This window comes from Flavobacterium psychroterrae (assembly GCF_018380615.1).
Classification (GTDB): domain Bacteria; phylum Bacteroidota; class Bacteroidia; order Flavobacteriales; family Flavobacteriaceae; genus Flavobacterium; species Flavobacterium psychroterrae.
On the sequence record NZ_JAGYVZ010000002.1, the window covers coordinates 327,749 to 348,493 of the forward strand.

Here is a 20,745-nt window from a genome sequence, read left to right on the forward strand (position 1 = left end):
TTAATTTACAGATATGTAAAAATAAAAAATGCAGCGCTATATATCAAGCAGCGCTGCATTTTTTTAATTGCTATGTTTTTCGTATATTATTCTTTTTCTCTTCCAAAACGTTCAAAAACGTTTACATAAGTATTAAAAGTAACTTTTTGTTTCTCGTAGAAAGCAAGATCTTTATGGTCTTTCATAACTTGTAATAAGCTTCTGTAGCGCTCAATATCAGTAATAATATCAATTGCTAAATCCGTTTGATCTCCAGGTGTTAAAGTAGCATAATAGTTAAGTTCTTCTTTGTATTTCTGAACTAGTTTATTAAGTAAATCATGTGCTTTTGCAGTTTCTCCTACTTTGTAATATCCTCCGGCAAAAGGCTCGACTAATGAATAATATCCATATTTATCCAAAGGCATTTTAGTTATCGCTAAGTTGATCACATTTTTAGCTTTGTCAATTTTGCCTTCTGCAATAAGCTGATTCATTAAACGGGATAAATTTGTGCGGTACGTTATGCTGTTTCTTCTGGTTTCCGGATCATGATAAATGTTGCCGTTGCTATTACCCCAGTCCCATTTCATTACGATATCGTACATTTTATCGGCGTCAATTTGTCCCATATCCATTGGTCCGCCATCTTTTGAAGGCGTATTTTTAACAGGGACTAATTTGTAGACCATTCCGTCAAGTTGTAAGTAATCTTTCAACCATAAATAATCTTCATCGTCAAAAGCACCTCCGCTAAAATAAATTGGTCGTTTCCAATCATTATTTGCAAGGATATCCAGCATCATTAAACGATTTTTATAAAGCGCACTTCCTTTGATATCGATATCCATATAAGGAACGATAGAATCATTGTATTTAGGATTAACCACTTTGTTTTTGATGATGGTATTTTTATCAACAGGAACTCTGATTTTATTTGTTGGATAAAAATGGATGATTTGACCATTTTGCAAACCTACAGTTGATTTAGGGTTCTTGATAAAATCAATAAAATCCTTAATATTCCAGCGTGTGTCAATTTTTTGAATGTAAGCTACATAATCCAGTTTATCACCCACATATTCATCGTGTGTAAATGATATTGGTAACGGATCAGATTCATAAGCTTTCGCCTTCATTTGATCAATATACCAATCTGTCATAAATAAACTCGTATTTACGATTTTCACATCGGTTCTAATGCCTTCAATTTCCTGAGCGTACCATAATGGGAAAGTGTCATTATCTCCAATGGTGAATAAAATACCATCTTTATCGCAGGAATTTAAATATGCTTTTGCCATTGCAACTGCAGTATATTTTCCTGATCTGTCGTGATCATCCCAGTTTTGAGATGCCATTAAAACCGGAGCTGCTAATAAACTTGCCGCAATAATAACCGGACCGGCAATTTTAGGGGCAATATATTTCTGAATGCTTTCGTAGAGCGAATAAACCCCAAAGCCTATCCAGATAGCAAATACATAAAAAGATCCTACAAGGGCATAATCTCTTTCACGAGGTTCAAACGGACGCTCGTTTAGGTAAATTTTTAATGCGATCCCGGTAAATAAAAACAATGCTAAAAGCACATAAAAGCTTTTTAGATCTTTATTTGCGTGGTACATTAATCCAATAAGTCCTAATATAAATGGCAAGAAGAAATAAACGTTTCTTCCCTTATTGTTTAAAACATCTGATGGCAAATTATCCTGAGAACCAAGGTGTAATGAGTCAAGCGCTTTGATACCGCTAATCCAGTTTCCGTCAAGATTGTCGTATTTACCCTGAACATCACTTTGACGTCCAACAAAATTCCACATTAAATATCTCCAGTACATATATCCAAATTGATATTCGAACATAAAACTGAAATTATCTACTGTTGTTGGTTTTTCGATAATTAAATAATCGCCGTAGCTTCTTAGGAATTTAACGTAACCTTCGTTGTCAATTTGTTTTTGAGAATACGCTTTTCTGAATTCAGAAATTGTTTTTTCAACTTCATTACGCAATTGCGCTGTAGCTTTATTGTATTCTTCTTCACTTAACTGACTTGCATCAATTCCGTATTTTCCTAAATCCTGTTCATAATCATAATTAGGATTTATCTTAAATTTAGGAGGATTTGTAAAACTGATATAGTTTTGAACGTGTCCAGTTTCGGTACTCCACATTCTTGGCAGAATCGTTTTTTGATTGTCGTCTGTATTTTGACTAGCGTTTTTGAAATTATTGGTAATAATGTATTTACCAGTTTTATAATCTCTCTCGTAGTTAGGTTTTTTGTCAGAGTAAGGATTTTTTGCATCAAGACCAGCAAAAACTTCTGTGTATTGAGGTCCGTAAAATAAAGGATTTACCCCGTATTGTTCACGATTATAATAGGCTAAAACTTCGGCAGCATCAGATGGTTTATTTTCATTAATTACAGTATTCGCATTTGCACGAACCGGCAACATCATCCAGGTTGAGAACCCAATAAAAATAAATAAGACGCAAAGAATTATAGTATTGTAGAAAACATGTCCTTTTTGTCTGGTATATTTTAATCCAAAATAAAAGAATGCAATTAAAAATAAAACTACAAACAAAGTTCCGGAGTTAAAAGGCAATCCCATGCTGTTTACCATGAAAACTTCGGTATCAGCAAAAGCTTCCATAGTTAATGGCAGAAGCAATTTGAAGATAAATAACAAAACTCCAATTACTACAACATTTGCAATAAGAAAGTTTTTAATCGTAACTTTTTCATAATGTTTAAAGTAGTAAAGAAATCCTATTGAGGGAATGGTTAATAAAGCCATAAAGTGAACTCCAAATGAAAGTCCTACAACAAGCGAAATAAGTAATAACCATTTATTTCCTTTAGGTTCGTCCATGTCTTGCTCCCAACGAAGACCCAGCCAGAAAAGCAAAGCAATTAATAAAGAAGCCATTGCGTAAACTTCGGCTTCAACTGCATTAAACCAGAAACTATCAGAAAAAGTGTAGGCAAGAGCTCCTACAAAAGAACTCCCTAATATAACAATTGAATTATTTTGATTGATTTCACTAAATCGCGCTATGATTTTTTTCAATATCATAGACGAAGACCAAAACAAAAATAGAATAGTAAATGCGCTTGAGAAAACAGACATCATATTTACCATCACCGCTACATGTTGCGCATCTATGGCAAACATGGCGAAAAATGCACCTATCATTTGAAATAAAGGGGCTCCTGGTGGGTGACCAACTTCTAATTTTGCTGCTGTGGCAATGTATTCTCCACAATCCCAAAAGCTCATTGTAGGTTCAACAGTTAGTGTATAAGTAATTAAAGCGATTGCAAATGCAAACCAACCAATAATAGTATTCCATTTATTGAAATTGAATTGTGCCATATTTAGGTGTTAAAATTTTGTATGTTTTCTATCCTACAAAGAAAATGTTTTTTTGTTTAAAGAAACGAGCATTAACAAAAAATTCTATAAAAGTATTTGGTAAAAGTAACGTATTGTTTGTGAAATACTTGCGTGATTATTATGGATTCTGAAGAAAAAAAAATAGATAAAAATGATTTTTTTTCATCAAAAAGTTTGCGCAAACTAAAAAAAGCTTTAAATTTGCACTCGCTTAACCGCTTTTACTGGTCTATGGTGTAATGGTAACACAACTGTTTTTGGTGCAGTCTTTCAAGGTTCGAGTCCTTGTAGACCAACAAAAAAGCCTCTCAATCGAGAGGCTTTTTTTTTATACTAAAAAAGTTGTGTAGACTAAATTTTTTTTTACATTTGCACTCGCTTAAGCAATTTTACTGGTCTATGGTGTAATGGTAACACAACTGTTTTTGGTGCAGTCTTTCAAGGTTCGAGTCCTTGTAGACCAACAAAAAAAGCTTCTCAATTGAGAAGCTTTTTTTATGCGATGAACTTTCGTTGAATAAATCCCAATTTTTAAAATCCCAAATTCCAATTCTGGAACTGTAAAGAATTATTTAAATCTTCGATTTTTTATTTATTTATATTTGACGATATTTCTTATTCTGTCAAAACTGCCAGTTTATGCATTTTGGAATTTGGAATTTTAAAAATTTGAATTTTGATTGTAACTTTTTATTTCAAAAGTAAAGAAGATGGAACTACTCCGAATTTCTTTTTGAATGAAAACGAAAAATGTGATAAATCCTCAAAACCAACTCCAATATAAACTTCTGATGGTGAGTTTCCCTGATTGATTAAATAATAAGCTTCCTGAAGTCTTTTGTTTAGGAGCCATTTTCCGGGCGTTTCCTGAAATACTTTTTGGAAATCTCTTTTAAATGTGGCTAAACTTCTGCCCGTGAGATAAGCAAAACGTGTTAGTTGCACATTAAAATGGAAATTTTTATTCATAAAAGCTTCCAGATCTATTTTTCCGGGTTCGTTAAAATCAAATAAGATGTCTTTTAATTCAGGATTTACTTTGAGTAAAAGATGAACAGCTTCTTTTATTTTTAAATGAAATAAAGCTTCGTTGTTTTCTTGTTCCACTTCCAGATAAGAGATAAGTGAATCCATGAAAGATTTATAAAGGGTATTTGGAGCTAATAAAATCATCGCTTCAGAATCTGGTTTTTTGTTGACCTTAAAATTAAGTTCTCTGTTTATTTCACGCAGAATTTCCTGATCTAAAAAAAGTGATATTGCTTTGAATTCGCCTCCTTCGGGAGGAATTTTGACGAATTTTGCTAAATGATTTCTTTTGCTAAAGCGAAAATCACCTTCTTTTGAATGATACGTATTTTTACTGTCAGAAGCTATCATCTCTCCTGAAATCTGATAACTAAACACATGTTCCGGTATAAAATGTTCTCCTTCGCGACTACGCGCAAAATAGCAGGAGTATAGTATTTTTGGTTTGGTGATTATTTTTGCTGTCATATTGTAAAATTACTAAAAGATCCGGAAAAGTCTTTTGGGTGAAGACTTTCCGGATTTGTTTTTTTTAAAATTTATCGAATCAACGCTTTTGGTTCAAGATAAGCTTCAAGTCCAATTGTGCCAAATTCCCTTCCGATTCCGGATTGTTTAAATCCTCCAAAAGGTGCCATCGGATCATGACCAATTCCGTTTATTTGTACGCGTCCGGCATTTATTTGTGACGCAACTTTGTGAGCTCGCTTTTCGTTTGATGAACTTACATAAGCTTGTAATCCGTAAGTGGTATCGTTTGCAATTTCAATCGCTTCTTCTTCAGTTTTATAAGTAATAATAGATAAAACAGGACCGAAAATTTCCTCTCTTGCAATTCGCATTTGATTGTTTACGTTTACAAAAACGGTAGGTTTTACAAAGTTACCTTTTTCTAAGCCTTCAGGTTTTCCTAATCCGCCTATTAGGACTTCAGCGCCTTCATTAATTCCTGTCTGAATGTAATTTTGAACGCGTTCATATTGTTTTTTGCTGACCATTGGTCCAACTGAAGTTGTTTCGTTTTTTGGATCTCCAACAATAGTATTTGAAACTACTTTTTTCACAAGTTCTTTTACTTCTTCAATTCGGTTTTCTGGAACTAATAATCTCGTTCCTGCAATACACGCTTGTCCACTATTCATATATGCGGCAATTATCGCAAGCGGAATTGCTTCTGCAAAATTTGCATCGTCAAGAATGATATTTGGCGATTTTCCTCCAAGTTCAAGTGTGACGCGTTTCATGGTTTCTACAGCTTCTTTCGCAATAATTTTTCCGACATTTGTAGAGCCTGTAAAAGATATTTTAGCAATATCAGGATTATGGCTTATTTCTGCTCCAACTATTTCTCCTAAACCGTTTACAATATTAAAAACGCCTTTTGGTAATCCGGCTTCGTGCAGGCATTCGGTAATTAATTGAGTTTGCTGTGCGCTCATTTCGCTTGGTTTTATTACCGCGGTACATCCTGCTGCTATTGCGGTTGAAAGTTTACTGCAGATAAAACCGTTGCTTGAATTCCACGGAATAATAATTCCAACTACGCCAAGTGGTGTCATTTGAACTTCTGATTCTCCCATTGTTTTTGTAAAATCATAAGTGTTTAAAAGTTGAATTGCCGATTGAAAACTCTTTAGCATATAAGTATAGCTAATTGTTGCAAATTGAAGTGTTCCTCCATATTCTTCAATCATAACATTAATAAATTCTTCTTTTCTTTTTTCTATAGAAGATTGAATATTTTCTAAATATTGAATTCTTTCTGCTGTTGTGGTTTTAGAAAAAGTTTTGAATGCTTCTTTAGCTGCGGCTATTGCTTTTTGTGTGTCTTTTTGATTTCCTAAAAGTACTTTTCCCAGTTTTTCGTTTGTTGTTGGGCTAATAAGGTCGAAATATTCTGTCCCTTCAGGAGTTATGAATTCTCCGTTAATGTAAATTTTGTCTATTGTTTTCATGTTGTTGTATTTTATGATTTTATTTGACAAAGATCCAAATTAACCACGCTGCCGACTTTGTTAAAAAGCTCAAAGTAACTTTGTTGAAAAGCTCACGAATATTTCTTTATATTTTGAAGTTTATTATTCTTATTGCATAAAAAAAACCTCCGATAAAGAGGTTTGTCTTGTAATGTGTTTGGTTAAGCTGCTTTTTAGATTTTGAATGTTATGACTGGCTTAACTGCATGATTTACTAATCCTTCGCTTATGCTTCCATTGAAAAAATGAGCAAAACCAGTTCTTCCGTGTGTGCACATTCCAATGATATCTGCATTTATGCTGTTTGAAAAATTGATGATTCCTTTTTCAATATTAGTGTCATTATAAATATGTGTTTCGTAATTGTTAAGTCCAAATTCACTTGCAAAATCATTCATTGATTTTTCTACAACGTGAGTGGGTTTAAAGCTATTTGGAGTGCAAATAGTAACAAGATGTATTTTTGATTCAAATGATCTGGTAAAGTTTAAGAGTTTTTCGAAAGGTTTTTTTGTTTCGTCAGAAAAGTCGGATGCAAATACAATATTTGAGGCGCTGAAATTTGTAATGTCTTTTTTGATAACCAAAACGGGAATTTCAGAATTACGAACGACTTTCTCGGTGTTAGACCCAATTAACAATTCTTCAATTCCGGAAGAACCGTGAGATCCCATTATGATTAGATCTACATCGTAATCTTTGCTGACTTGTGAAATTCCATGAATGGGTTTGTCCATTTTTACAATTTCGGTAACCGAAATACCATCTAAATATGGTCTTGATGAAATTTCGTCCAGCATTTCGTTGGCTTTTTTCATAAAAAGCATCGTTTCCGGAATACTTGCTCCGCCTAGAACCGCGTCGCTCATTTGGCTGGGCAGCTCAAGCATGTGTAAAACGATAATTTCGGAGTTGTTTTTTTTAGCAATTTGTGCTGCCACTTTTAAGGCGTCTTCTGCGTGTTCGGAGAAGTCAGTAGGTACTAGAATTTTTTTCATAGTTTTTTGGGTTAAATAATGTGAAATTCTATTGTTTTAATGCTCTTATAAAGATAAGAAATATTTTTAGAGCAATCTATTTATTTTGATTTATAAAAAAAACACTATATTTGCACCGTTATTTATTAAAATCTAAATAATGAGGGGACTAAGTGTCCCCTCTTTTTATAAAATTATGACATTTAAAGAAAAAGTAAACGGATTAATTGCAGAGGCTCTTTTAGAAAAGCCATCTATCTTTTTGATTGATCTGAGTATTTCAGACTCTTTCAAAATTAGCGTGGGTTTAGACGGGGATAATGGAGTGGCGTTGCAGGATTGTATTGATGTAAGTCGTGCAGTCGAAAATAATCTGGATCGCGAAGAGCAGGATTTTTCGCTTGAAGTAGCATCGGTTGGAGTAGGATCACCCTTGAAATTTACAAGACAATACATCAAAAATATTGGTAGAACATTGATTGTTACTACAAATACTGAAAAAATTGAGGCAGAATTAGTGGAAGCTAACGATGTTTTTATAATTTTGTCTTGGGAAGCAAGAGAACCGAAAAAAGTAGGAAAAGGAAAAGAAACAGTTCAAAAAGAGCAACAAATACCTTATACAGAAATTAAAGAGGCAATTGTTACAGTAACATTTTAATTAAAGAATTCGCATGGAAAATTTAGCATTAATCGATTCATTCTCAGAGTTTAAAGATAATAAACTTATTGATCGTGTAACGCTTATGGCAATTTTAGAGGATGTGTTTAGAAATGCATTGAAGAAAAAATACGGTTCTGATGATAACTTTGACATCATTATAAATCCTGATAAAGGAGATATGGAGATTTGGAGAAGACGTGTAATCGTTGCTGATGAGGATCTTGATTTTGAGAACGAAGAAATTACCCTGACTGAAGCAAGATTGATCGAAGCGGATTTTGAAATTGGTGAAGAAGTTTCTGAAGAAGTTAAATTAATTGACTTAGGAAGAAGAGCTATTTTGGCTTTGCGTCAAAACTTAATATCTAAAATTCACGAACACGATAATACAAATCTTTACAAGCAATTTAAAGATATTATCGGTGATATTTATACTGCCGAAGTGCACCACGTTCGCCCAAGAGTTGTTATTTTAGTGGATGACGAAGGAAACGAAATTGTGCTTCCGAAAGAAAAACAAATTCCATCTGACTTTTTCCGTAAAGGAGATAATGTTCGTGGAATCATTGAAAGCGTTGAATTGAAAGGAAATAAACCTCAAATTATTATGTCTAGAACTTCAGAGAAGTTTTTAGAGAAATTGTTTGAACAAGAAATTCCTGAAGTATTTGACGGTTTGATTACAGTTAAAAATGTAGTGCGTATTCCAGGTGAAAAAGCAAAAGTAGCTGTGGATTCTTATGATGATAGAATTGATCCTGTCGGAGCTTGTGTTGGTATGAAAGGTTCTCGTATTCACGGAATTGTTCGTGAGTTAGGAAACGAAAATATCGACGTAATCAACTATACAAGTAATATTCAGTTGTTTATTACAAGAGCGTTAAGCCCTGCAAAAGTTTCTTCAATCAAAATTGATGAAGAAAACAAAAGAGCTGAAGTATTCTTGAAATTAGAAGAAGTTTCTAAAGCAATTGGTAGAGGAGGTCATAATATAAAATTAGCGGGTCAGCTGACAGGTTACGAGCTTGATGTTATCAGAGAAGGTGATGTTGCAAGTGGCGAAGATGATGACGTTGAATTAACTGAGTTTTCAGATGAAATTGAAGGCTGGGTTATCGAAGAATTTGCAAAAATTGGTTTAGATACAGCTAGAAGTATCTTAAAACAAGAGGTAGAAGATTTAGTTAGAAGAACAGATTTAGAAGAGGAAACTATTCTTGATGTTATGAAAATACTAAAAGAAGAGTTTGATAGCTAGTTATCTGCTCTAACAACACAACGAAAAAGGTAATAATAAAAAGGTTATATGTCTGAAGAGAGAGTAATAAGAATAAACAAGGTTTTAAGGGAATTAAATATTTCGTTAGAAAGAGCTGTTGATTATCTAAAAGATAAGGGAATTGCTATTGATGCAAATCCAAATGCGAAAATTTCTGATAGCGAATTTAATATCCTACAAAGCCAATTTGCGGGCGATAAGGGGAACAAAGAAGCTTCTAAAGAAGTGGGTGAGGAGAAAAGAAAAGAAAAAGAAGCTTTGCGTGTAGAACGTGAAAAAGAAATTGAAGACAAACGCAGACAAGACGAAGAGCGCCAAAAACAACAGGAAGTTATAAAAGCGAAAGCAGTTGTAACAGGACCTGTTCAAGTAGGTAAAATTGATTTGAATCCAACAAAGAAGCCTGCAGTTGTTTCTACTCCTGCTGAGGAACCAGTTAAAACTGAAGAGCCTAAAGCAGTTGTTGTTCCAGCTCAACCAGAAAAACCTGCTCAAAAAGAAGTTGTACAGCCTGAGCCAGTGGTTCCTGCGGTAGTTTCTGAAGAGAAAAAGGTAGAAAAACCTATTATTACAGAAAAAGTAGAAAAAGTAGAGAAAAAAGAAATAAAAGTAGAAAATGCTCCTAAAGTTTCGCAAGAACCAGTTGTTTCAACTGATCCTGCAACTGCAGAAGAGACAATTACTACTCAATATCAAAAATTATCCGGAACTACTCTTACAGGTCAAACAATTGATTTATCTCAATTTAATAAGCCTAAGAAAAAGAAAGAAGATCCAAAGATAACTCCTAATAAACCAGGAGCTCCAGGAGCCGGAAATAACGCTAATAAAAATAAGCGTAAAAGAATTGCGCCTAAACCAGGAGCACCGGGTGCGCAAAAACCTGCTACAATTCATCCTCCGGGAACTCCAAACCCTAATAAAATTACACCAAATACTGGTGGTGGAGGTTTTAATGCTAACAGAAGTGCAAGACCTGGATTCGTAAAAGGAAACCGTCCTGCAATTGTAGCTAAAGTAGAGCCTACTGAAGAGGAAGTAAAAAACCAAATTAGAGAAACTCTTGAAAAACTTCAGGGTAAAGGTGGAAAATCAAAAGCTGCTAAATACAGAAGAGATAAAAGAGATACGCACCGTCAGAAATCTGATGAGGAGCAAAGAGCAATTGATGAAGGAAGTAAAACTATTAAGGTTACGGAATTCGTTACAGTTGGTGAAATTGCAATCATGATGGATGTGCCGATTACTAAAGTAATTGGAACTTGTATGTCACTTGGTATCATGGTTACCATGAACCAGCGTTTAGATGCTGAAACATTAACTATTGTAGCTGATGAATTTGGTTACGAAGTTGAATTTATCACGGTTGATATCGAAGATGCTATTGAGGTAATTGAAGATAAAGAAGAAGATTTAGTAGTTAGAGCGCCAATCGTTACTGTAATGGGTCACGTCGATCACGGTAAAACATCTTTACTGGATTATATTCGTAAAGAAAATGTTATTGCTGGTGAGTCCGGAGGTATTACACAACACATTGGAGCATACGGAGTAACTTTAGATAATGGTCAAAAAATTGCATTTTTAGATACACCGGGTCACGAGGCGTTTACCGCAATGCGTGCACGTGGAGCTCAGGTTACCGATATCGCTATTATTGTAGTTGCTGCGGATGATGATATCATGCCACAAACAAAAGAGGCAATTTCTCACGCACAAGCTGCGGGAGTACCAATTATATTTGCAATCAATAAAATTGATAAACCAAATGCTAATGTTGAGAAAATCAAAGAGCGTTTGGCTGGTATGAATTTACTTGTTGAAGACTGGGGTGGAAAAATTCAATCACATGATATTTCTGCAAAAGTAGGAACAGGGGTAAAAGAATTATTAGAAAAAGTATTGTTAGAGGCTGAGATTTTAGATTTAAAATCGAACCCAAATAAAGCGGCTCAGGGAACTGTAGTTGAGGCTTTCTTGGATAAAGGAAAAGGTTATGTTTCTACAATTTTAGTTCAACACGGAACTTTAAAAGTTGGAGATTATATGTTGGCAGGTAAGCATCATGGTAAAATTAAAGCTATGCATGACGAACGTGGGCATATAGTTAAAGAAGCTGGACCGTCAACTCCGGTATCTGTTTTAGGTCTTGATGGTGCTGCAACTGCAGGTGATAAGTTCAATGTATTTGAAGACGAAAAAGAAGCAAAACAAATTGCATCTAAACGTTCTCAATTAATGCGTGAACAATCTGTACGTACACAACGACATATTACACTTGATGAAATTGGTCGTCGTATCGCACTTGGTCAGTTTAAAGAATTGAACGTAATCCTTAAAGGAGACGTTGACGGATCTGTTGAAGCATTATCAGATTCATTCTCTAAACTTTCTACTGAAGAGGTTCAGATTAATATTATACATAAAGGTGTTGGAGCAATTACTGAAACTGACGTTATGTTGGCTTCTGCTTCTGATGCAATCATTATTGGATTTAACGTTCGTCCTGCTGGAAATGCGAGACAACTTGCTGATAAAGAAGAAATTGATATCCGTTACTATTCTATTATCTACGCTGCTATCGATGACTTGAAAGATGCGATGGAAGGAATGTTAGCTCCAGAGATGAAAGAAGAGATTTTAGGAACGGCTGAAATTCGTGAGATTTTCAAAATTTCTAAAGTGGGTTCAATCGCTGGTTGTATGGTGATGGACGGTAAAATTATGAGAACTTCTAAAATTAGAGTTATCAGAGAAGGTGTGGTAGTGCATACAGGAGAACTTGTTGCATTAAAACGTTTCAAAGATGATGTTAGAGAAGTTGCTAAAGGTTACGATTGTGGTATTCAAATTAAAGGTTATAATGACATCGAAGAAAGAGATGTTATTGAATCATACCATGAAGTTGCTATTAAAAAGAAATTGAAATAATATTCAATAAATATATTTTAAAAGTCCCAATGAAAATTGGGATTTTTTTTGTTTTTATATTTTAAAGAATGTATTAAAAGCATTCTTAAGTTGAAGTGTTTTATTTTATAAGAATTTGTAGAAGTCTTAATAATATGCTACTGATTTAAAATAGTCTTACTACATATTCTTAAATGAAGCATTTAACAGAAATTATCTATAGAGGTTGTTGGATTTTATTTTATTTGACTTTTGTATCTATTAATAGATGTTTTATGATTGAATTAAAAGTTATTGTTGCACGTGAGTCGTTGTGTTGCAATTTATAATATGAAACACAAATAAAGAAAAATCGTATATTTTGTTAGGGCTTTATTTATTCCTTTGTATATTATCTTTTTTATTGAAGGTAAATGTTAGTGATTTAGATGATGAATTAGTTGTTGTAATGTATTCTGCTATGATATTAAATCAGGTGACATTTAAGGTTTGTAAAGTCATTTGTTGATGTGCAATAGTTGTTAATTTACGAATGAAATAGATGATTAATGAGTTTGTAGCTGAAAGCTTATATGAGATTAAAAATAATTCATATTATTCGCGATTTTATAAATAATGGTTTTAAATCTAATAAAACCGTGCTTTCCTTTGCAAATGTGGATCAGTTAAGAGAAATACTGCCTGATTTACTATATGGCTATTTATCCGAGGATGAACTGCCAAACAGTTTGCTTCTGTTATCACCGCCACCAAAGTTTGATACTGAAATTTTTGCACTTGATTTAAAATATGCCAAAAGAGCAACAGAATCTATAAAAAGCATTCGTTTTATTCAGGCTGCCAGTGACGCTAATCTGGCTTTTCCGGCGGCAGTAAAATCTTTTGAGGCTACTTTAGGAATCGAGATTAGTGAAGCAAAAACGCCTAAACTATATGTTTTAATGCGTAGGGTAATGACAGATGCTGGATTGTCTACTTACGCTGCTAAAAATCATTACAATCGGGAGCGTCCATTTATGATTAATAAACTAAAAACATGTACACCTGAACAAGAAGAGGTATTGCGTAAAGTTGGTTCATTTCCGTCAGGACACGCTGCTGTAGGTTGGGCATGGGCGCTTGTTTTTAGTGAAATTTTCCCTGATAAAAAGGAAGAAATTTTAAAACGTGGACATGACTTTGGCGAAAGCCGTGTGATTTGCAATGCACATTGGAATAGTGATGTAGAAATGGGTAGAATAATGGGAAAAGCTGTTGTAGATTGTCTTTATACTCATAATGTCTTTAAAACTGATTTATCAGCAGTGAAAGAAGAGCTATTAACTATTTTTGGGGATGCTGTATTTAAAAATAGGGAGTGATTAATTGGTAAGAATAAAGCTTTGACGCTTAAATGAAGTACTTTTTTTATAGATGGATATATGAGATAGCTACTGCCGAAAATACTTTTTGTCAAAAGGACATCTATTTAAAAAAGCAACTCAATTGAGCTGCTTTTTTAAATAGATGTCCTTTGTTTTTAAAATTACTTATTTGGCTTAATTAGAAAAACACTTTTGTATTTTTTCTTAATCTCGGCCAGATTTCGTTCCGCTTCTATTCTTGTTTTAAAATTCCCAACCATTACTTTATAGTTTGGTGTGTTGAAAATTATTGTTCCGTCGATATTGGTATATTCTCTTTTAAAATCAGATAAAGTTTTTTTAGCTTCCTCGCTTTTGCCGCTAAAAATTTGGATTTTGTAAGTATCATTTGTATTTATTGACGTGTTAATTTTTCGTTTATCATTCAATAATTGATCAAATTTAGGATCTTGGTTTACAGTTAAATTTTGGTCTTGAGCATGAATATTATATGCTAAAGTGAACATTGCTAATGTTAAGAAAACTCTTTTTGAAGGGGTTAAAATTCTCATAATGTGATGGTTTTTATGCAAAAATAGTATTTAAAAATTGTATCGAAAATTTTGATATTATTTAGAATTGATATAAATTGATATTTAAGAGTATTTTAAGGTTTTGAGAATAGTTCATAAGTCGTATTTTTGTGCAAGTTTTAAAAGAAGGTATTAGTTTTTCGTTGATTTGATACAGAAAAAATCATACCAAAAATTAGTAGATAATTATTATACTATATGAAAAAGGTGGGTAACCATAATTCGATCTCAAGAAAATTACTACTTAGCTTATCGCTAACGTTAATTTTCTCCCTAACTTCATTTGCTCAAGATGCTGCTGCTACGGCGGCGCCTGAAGCTGCTGCTCCGGCTGCTGCTGCAGGTGGTGATCCAGTAAAAGGGAAGGAACTTTTTAATGCAAATTGCGCTGCATGTCACAAATTAGATGCTAAATCAACTGGTCCTGCCTTAAGAGGTGTTGCCGGTAAACATGAGATGGCTTGGATTTACAAGTGGGTGCATAACAGCTCTGAAATGATTAAATCAGGAGATGCTGCTGCAGTTAAACTTTTTGAAGAAAACAACAAGTCTGTAATGACTGCTTTTCCTCAATTATCAACAGGTGATATTGATAATATCATTGCTTACACTTCTCAGCCTAAAGCTGAACCTGCTGCAGGTGCTGCTGGTACTCCGGGCGCATTGCCAACTGGTGGTGTTCAGGATGGAAGTGGAATTTCTAATAATATTATTTTAGGAGCTCTTGCTCTTGTAATGGCAATTCTAGTTGTTATGTTGTTCATGGTGAACAAGGTGTTGACTAAGGTAGCTGGTAATAATGGTATTGTAGTTGCTCCGAGAGAAGCAAGGACTCCAATCTGGAAAGCTTTTGCTAAAAACCAATTCCTGGTACTAGTTACTTCTATATTTTTGCTTTTGGCAAGTGGTTATTTTGTTTATGCTTTCTTAATGCAAGTTGGTATTGATCAAAATTATGAGCCAATTCAGCCAATTCATTATTCTCATAAAATCCACGCTGGAGATAACGAAATCAATTGTAAATATTGTCACTCTGCTGCTCGTGTAAGTAAAAATGCTGGTATTCCATCTTTGAATGTTTGTATGAACTGTCATAAAAACATTTCTGAAGTTGCTGAAACTACTGCTACTCCTGAGTACAGTAAAGCATTTTACGATGCTCAGATCCAAAAATTGTATGATGCTGTTGGTTGGGATAAGGCTAAGCAAGCTTATACTGGAAAAACGCAGCCTGTAAAATGGGTTCGTATTCATAATCTTCCTGATTTTGTTTACTTCAACCACTCTCAACACGTTAATGTTGCAGGAGTTGAATGTCAAACTTGTCACGGTCCAGTGCAGGAATTTGAGATCATGAAGCAATATTCTAAATTAACAATGGGATGGTGTATTGATTGCCATAGAAAAACTGATGTTAAGATGGAAGGTAATGCTTACTATGATAAAATTCATGCTGAACTTTCTAAAAAATACGGTGTAGAGAAATTGACTGCAGCGCAAATGGGAGGTTTAGAATGCGGTAAATGCCACTATTAATCGAATTATTAAGATTTTAATATTTATATACAATGTCATCAAACAAAAAATACTGGAAAAGTGTTGAGGAACTAGAGAATAGTTCTATTGTTGAGGCGCTTAGAAATAACGAATTTGTTGAAGAAATTCCTACTGAAGAATTCTTAGGAAATGCAGATGCTTTAGCTTCATCTGGAACTTCACGTCGTGACTTTTTAAAGTACGTAGGATTTAGTACTGCAGCTGTTACACTTGCTGCCTGCGAAGGTCCTGTTCACAAGTCTATACCATACGTGTTACAACCGGAACAAATCATTCCTGGTGTTGCTGATTATTATGCAACTACTGTTTTTGATGGTTTTGATTTTGCTAACCTATTAGTAAAAACTCGTGAGGGTCGTCCAATTAAAATTGATAACAATACTATTTCTGGAGCTAAGTTTTCAGCCAATGCTAGAATTCATGCGTCTATATTATCATTATATGATAGTATGCGCTTGAAAGAGCCTAAATTGGACGGAAAAAATGGTAGCTGGTCTGCTGTTGATTTAAGAATTAAATCAAGTCTTGCTGAAGCAAAAGCAAAAGGCGGGCAAGTAGTGTTGCTGACTAATACTTTGGCAAGTCCATCTACTGAAAAATTAATAGGTGAATTTATCGCTAAAAACCCTAATGCTAAACATGTTGTTTATGATGCAGTTTCTTCGTCTGACGCATTAGATGCATTTGAAACGGTTTATGGTGAAAGAGCTCTTGCTGATTATGATTTTTCAAAAGCTTCCTTAATTGTTTCTGTTGGTGCTGATTTATTAGGTGACTGGCAAGGTGGTGGATATGATGCAGGATATGCACAAGGTAGAATTCCGTCAGGATCTACCGGAGCTAAAAAAATGTCTCGCCATTTTCAGTTCGAATCAAATATGACATTGTCCGGAGCTGCTGCTGATAAACGTATCCCTATGGGAGTTGCAGATCAAAAGCAAGCTTTAGTTCAAATTTATAATATAATTACAGGATCTTCTGTTGCTGTTTCTTTAGATGCTAAATTTAAAGCTGAAGTTGTTAAGGCTGCTCAGCAATTAAAACTTGCAGGTTCTAAAGGCGTTTTAGTTTCAGGGATTGAAGATAAAAATGCTCAATTATTAGTTTTTGCTATCAACCAAGTGTTGGCTAGTGAAGCTTTTAATACTGTAGGTACAAGACAAATTAGAAAAGGATCTAATGCTGTTGTATCTCAATTGATAAAAGACATGAACGCTGGAAGTGTTCATACTTTAATCATGAGCGGAATTAATCCGGTTTACACATTAGCTGATTCAGCTTCTTTTGTATCTGGATTGAAAAAAGTAAAAACTTCAGTTGCATTTTCTTTAAAAGAAGATGAGACTGCATCTATAACTACGATTGCTGCTCCGGTACCTCATTACTTAGAGGCTTGGGGAGATGTTGTAATTACAAAAGGAACTTATAGTTTGACTCAGCCAACTATTCGTCCTATATTTAACACTAAACAATTTCAAGACGTTTTATTGTCATTAAACGGAATTCCTGGAAATTTCTATGATTATATTAAAGCTAATTCAGCTTCAGTAATTGTAGGTTCTTCATGGAATAAAGTTTTACATGATGGTGTTTTCGTTATTGGCTCATCTGCATTAGCTGCAGGATCTGTTGATTATAGTGCGGCTGCAAGTGCTGTTGCAAAATCAAGATCTGCAGGAGACTTCGAATTAGTATTATATACTAAAACAGGTATGGGTGACGGGCAACAAGCAAACAATCCTTGGTTGCAAGAGTTTCCGGATCCAATCACAAGAGTTTCTTGGGATAACTATATAACTGTTTCGAATGCTGATGCTAAAAAATTAAACTTAACAAATGAAATTGTTGCAAACGGAGGTTTAAACGGAAGTTATGCTACAATTACTACTGCTGATGGTTTAAAATTAGAAAACGTTCCAGTAATTGTTCAGCCAGGACAAGCTTTTGGTACAGTTGGTTTAGCATTAGGTTACGGTCGTAAGGCTGCATTGAAAGAAGAAATGATGGTAGGTTTAAATGCTTACTCTCTATATAAAAATTTCAATAGTGTTCAATCTGTTTCTATTGCGAAAGCAAATGGAGTTCATGAGTTTGCTTGTGTTCAGGGACAGAAAACATTAATGGGAAGAGGAGATATTATTAAAGAAACTTCTCTTGAAATTTTCAACACTAAAGATGCAGAACATTGGAACGAACAACCAATGGTATCTTTAGATCACCAGGAAGTAGCAGCTACAACAGTTGATTTATGGGAATCATTTGATCGTTCTACAGGACATCACTTTAACCTTTCAATTGACTTGAACGCATGTACAGGTTGTGGAGCATGTGTTATTGCTTGTCACGCTGAAAACAATGTGCCAGTTGTAGGTAAAGCAGAAGTAAGAAGAAGTCGTGATATGCACTGGTTGCGTATAGACAGATATTATTCTTCTGAAAGTACTTTTGAAGGTGATAACGAAAGAAAAGAGAATATCGCTGGTTTGTCAAGTTCATTATCTACATTTAATGAAATGGAAAAACCTGGAGATAATCCACAAGTTTCTTTCCAACCAGTAATGTGTCAACACTGTAATCACGCACCATGTGAAACAGTTTGTCCAGTTGCTGCAACTTCTCACGGACGTGAAGGTCAAAATCATATGGCATACAACAGATGTGTTGGTACTCGTTATTGTGCAAACAACTGTCCTTATAAAGTACGTCGTTTCAACTGGTTCTTGTACAACAAAAACAGTGAATTTGATTACCACATGAATGATGATCTAGGGCGTATGGTATTAAATCCAGACGTAAACGTTCGTTCTCGTGGAGTTATGGAAAAATGTTCTATGTGTATTCAAATGACACAGGCGACTAAGCTAAAAGCTAAAAATGAAGGTCGTCCGGTTGCTGATGGTGAATTCCAAACAGCATGTTCAAATGCTTGTTCTTCTGGGGCAATGATATTTGGTGATGTTAATGATGCTGAAAGCAAAGTTGCTAAATTAGCTGCTGATGATAGATCATACCACTTATTGGAGCATGTTGGAACAAAACCTAATGTGGTTTACCATGTTAAAGTTAGAAATACTTAGAATAAATTATTAATTAAGAAACATATAAAGGATTATGTCGTCTCACTACGAAGCACCCATTAGAAAACCTTTAGTTATAGGTGATAAATCTTATCACGATGTAACTGTAGATGTAGCTGCACCTGTTGAAGGTCCGGCAAACAAACATTGGTGGATTGTATTTTCAATCGCATTAATAGCCTTCCTTTGGGGGTTAGGTTGTATAATTTACACCGTATCTACCGGTATTGGAACATGGGGATTAAATAAAACAGTTGGTTGGGCCTGGGATATCACGAACTTCGTTTGGTGGGTTGGTATTGGTCACGCCGGAACATTAATTTCTGCGGTATTATTACTTTTCCGTCAACGTTGGAGAATGGCTATTAACCGTTCTGCAGAAGCAATGACTATCTTCTCGGTAGTTCAGGCAGGTTTATTCCCAATTATTCACATGGGTCGTCCATGGCTAGCGTACTGGGTTTTACCTATTCCAAATCAATTTGGATCATTATGGGTAAACTTTAACTCACCGTTACTTTGGGATGTATTCGCAATTTCTACGTATCTTTCAGTATCATTAGTTTTCTGGTGGACTGGTTTATTGCCTGATTTTGCAATGTTACGTGACAGAGCAATAACACCTTTTAATAAACGAGTATATTCTATCCTGAGTTTTGGATGGAGTGGTAGGGCTAAAGATTGGCAGCGTTTTGAAGAAGTATCATTAGTATTAGCTGGTTTGGCTACTCCTCTTGTACTTTCTGTACACACGATTGTATCGATGGACTTTGCTACTTCTGTGATTCCTGGATGGCATACAACAATTTTCCCTCCGTACTTCGTTGCTGGAGCTGTATTCTCTGGATTTGCAATGGTAAACACCTTGTTGATCGTTATGAGAAAAGTTTCTAACCTTGAAGCTTATATTACATTACAACATATCGAGTTAATGAACATTGTAATCATGATTACTGGTTCTATCGTTGGGGTAGCGTATATTACTGAGTTGTTTGTAGCTTGGTATTCAGGAGTAGAATATGAGCAATATGCTTTCTTGAACAGAGCTACCGGACCTTACTGGTGGGCATATTGGTCAATGATGACTTGTAACGTTTTCTCACCTCAATTTATGTGGTTCAAGAAATTAAGAACAAGTATCATGTTTTCATTTATTATTTCGATTGTTGTAAACATCGGAATGTGGTTTGAAAGATTCGTAATTATTGTTACTTCTTTACATAGAGATTACCTTCCATCTTCTTGGACAATGTTTTCACCAACATTTGTTGATATTGGAATTTTCATCGGAACTATTGGTTTCTTTTTTGTATTGTTTTTATTATACTCTAGAACATTCCCTGTAATTGCTCAGGCGGAGGTAAAAACAATTTTGAAAGGAACAGGAGATAATTACATTAGAGAAAGAGCAAATAAAGATTCACATCATGAGTAATAAAGTTATATACGCCATTTATAATGACGATGATATTTTGATGGATGCAGTAAAGAAAACCAGAGCTGCTCATCATCATATTGAAGAAGTTTTTACTCCATTCCCAGTTCACGGGTTGGATAAAGCTATGGGTCTAGCACCTACAAGATTAGCAATATGTGCATTTTTATACGGATGTGTTGGTATTTCTTTTGCTACATTCATGATGAGTTATATCATGATTCACGATTGGCCACAGGATATTGGAGGTAAACCAAGTTTTAGCTTCATTCAGAATATGCCCTCGTTTGTACCGATTATGTTTGAAATGACAGTATTTTTTGCTGCCCACTTAATGGTTATTACTTTTTATATGAGAAGTAGATTATGGCCATTCAAACAAGCTGAGAATCCTGATGTAAGAACAACAGACGACCATTTTTTAATGGAAGTTGCTGTAAATGATAATGAAGCAGAACTAGTTTCTTTTTTTGAAGGTACAGGAGCTGTTGAAGTTAAAGTAATTGAAAAGAATTAATT

13 protein-coding genes and 2 tRNA genes are annotated in these 20,745 nt (G+C 34.5%); 10 read left to right on the forward strand and 5 right to left on the reverse strand.

Annotated features, from left to right (window positions below; translation table 11 throughout):
• Window positions 1-86 precede the first annotated feature (86 nt).
• Window positions 87-3,365 (reverse strand): protein O-mannosyl-transferase family, encoded by a 3,279-nt coding sequence (locus KHA90_RS03265; RefSeq protein WP_213295279.1) that lies wholly within the window; start codon window positions 3,363-3,365, stop codon window positions 87-89.
• A gap of 246 nt (window positions 3,366-3,611) precedes the next feature.
• Between KHA90_RS03265 and KHA90_RS03270 the strand changes: the two genes are divergently transcribed.
• A tRNA-Gln gene (locus KHA90_RS03270) sits at window positions 3,612-3,682 on the forward strand.
• A 97-nt stretch (window positions 3,683-3,779) separates the two neighbouring features.
• Window positions 3,780-3,850, forward strand: a tRNA-Gln gene (locus KHA90_RS03275).
• Between the two features lie 226 nt (window positions 3,851-4,076).
• Here the strand turns inward: KHA90_RS03275 and KHA90_RS03280 are convergent.
• The 3 genes from KHA90_RS03280 to KHA90_RS03290 form a co-directional block, all read right to left on the reverse strand.
• Window positions 4,077-4,883 carry a helix-turn-helix domain-containing protein gene (locus KHA90_RS03280; protein ID WP_213295280.1) on the reverse strand — a complete coding sequence of 269 codons (807 nt, stop codon included), beginning with the start codon at window positions 4,881-4,883 and terminating at the stop codon, window positions 4,077-4,079.
• 71 nt (window positions 4,884-4,954) lie between these two features.
• Window positions 4,955-6,370 (reverse strand): aldehyde dehydrogenase family protein, encoded by a 1,416-nt coding sequence (locus KHA90_RS03285; protein ID WP_213295282.1) that lies wholly within the window; start codon window positions 6,368-6,370, stop codon window positions 4,955-4,957.
• Between the two features lie 194 nt (window positions 6,371-6,564).
• Window positions 6,565-7,389 carry a universal stress protein gene (locus tag KHA90_RS03290; protein ID WP_213295283.1) on the reverse strand — a complete coding sequence of 275 codons (825 nt, stop codon included), beginning with the start codon at window positions 7,387-7,389 and terminating at the stop codon, window positions 6,565-6,567.
• A gap of 175 nt (window positions 7,390-7,564) precedes the next feature.
• Between KHA90_RS03290 and rimP the strand changes: the two genes are divergently transcribed.
• The 4 genes from rimP to KHA90_RS03310 all read left to right on the forward strand — a co-directional run bounded on the left by rimP (window position 7,565) and on the right by KHA90_RS03310 (window position 13,582).
• Entirely contained in the window at window positions 7,565-8,029 is a 465-nt protein-coding gene (gene rimP, locus KHA90_RS03295) for a ribosome assembly cofactor RimP (protein WP_213295285.1), read from the forward strand.
• A 13-nt stretch (window positions 8,030-8,042) separates the two neighbouring features.
• A complete protein-coding gene (gene nusA / locus KHA90_RS03300; RefSeq protein ID WP_065448016.1) occupies window positions 8,043-9,290 on the forward strand; it encodes a transcription termination factor NusA in 1,248 nt (415 codons plus the stop codon).
• A gap of 48 nt (window positions 9,291-9,338) precedes the next feature.
• Complete coding sequence (gene infB / locus KHA90_RS03305) at window positions 9,339-12,242, forward strand: translation initiation factor IF-2 (protein ID WP_213295295.1); 2,904 nt, start codon at window positions 9,339-9,341, stop codon at window positions 12,240-12,242.
• A gap of 551 nt (window positions 12,243-12,793) precedes the next feature.
• Window positions 12,794-13,582, forward strand: a complete 789-nt coding sequence (locus KHA90_RS03310; protein WP_213295299.1) for an acid phosphatase — start codon at window positions 12,794-12,796, stop codon at window positions 13,580-13,582.
• A gap of 164 nt (window positions 13,583-13,746) precedes the next feature.
• On the opposite strand, the gene KHA90_RS03315 is transcribed toward KHA90_RS03310, so the two are convergent.
• On the reverse strand, window positions 13,747-14,136 hold the full coding sequence (locus KHA90_RS03315) for an SPOR domain-containing protein (protein WP_213295301.1): 390 nt from the start codon (window positions 14,134-14,136) through the stop codon (window positions 13,747-13,749).
• Window positions 14,137-14,355: 219 nt separating this feature from the next.
• Here KHA90_RS03315 and KHA90_RS03320 point away from each other — a divergent pair, with 219 nt between their 5' ends.
• From KHA90_RS03320 to KHA90_RS03335, 4 genes are read left to right on the forward strand one after another with little or no spacing between them, the layout of a single operon-like run.
• Window positions 14,356-15,693 (forward strand): c-type cytochrome, encoded by a 1,338-nt coding sequence (locus tag KHA90_RS03320; RefSeq protein ID WP_213295305.1) that lies wholly within the window; start codon window positions 14,356-14,358, stop codon window positions 15,691-15,693.
• Window positions 15,694-15,725: 32 nt separating this feature from the next.
• The gene (locus KHA90_RS03325) at window positions 15,726-18,791 is read left to right on the forward strand and encodes a TAT-variant-translocated molybdopterin oxidoreductase (RefSeq protein ID WP_213295308.1); all 3,066 of its coding nucleotides are present in this window, start codon (window positions 15,726-15,728) and stop codon (window positions 18,789-18,791) included.
• A gap of 34 nt (window positions 18,792-18,825) precedes the next feature.
• A complete protein-coding gene (gene nrfD, locus KHA90_RS03330; protein WP_089048078.1) occupies window positions 18,826-20,226 on the forward strand; it encodes an NrfD/PsrC family molybdoenzyme membrane anchor subunit in 1,401 nt (466 codons plus the stop codon).
• Entirely contained in the window at window positions 20,219-20,743 is a 525-nt protein-coding gene (locus KHA90_RS03335) for a DUF3341 domain-containing protein (RefSeq protein ID WP_213295311.1), read from the forward strand. The genes nrfD and KHA90_RS03335 overlap by 8 nt, the downstream gene beginning before the upstream one ends.
• Window positions 20,744-20,745 lie beyond the last annotated feature (2 nt).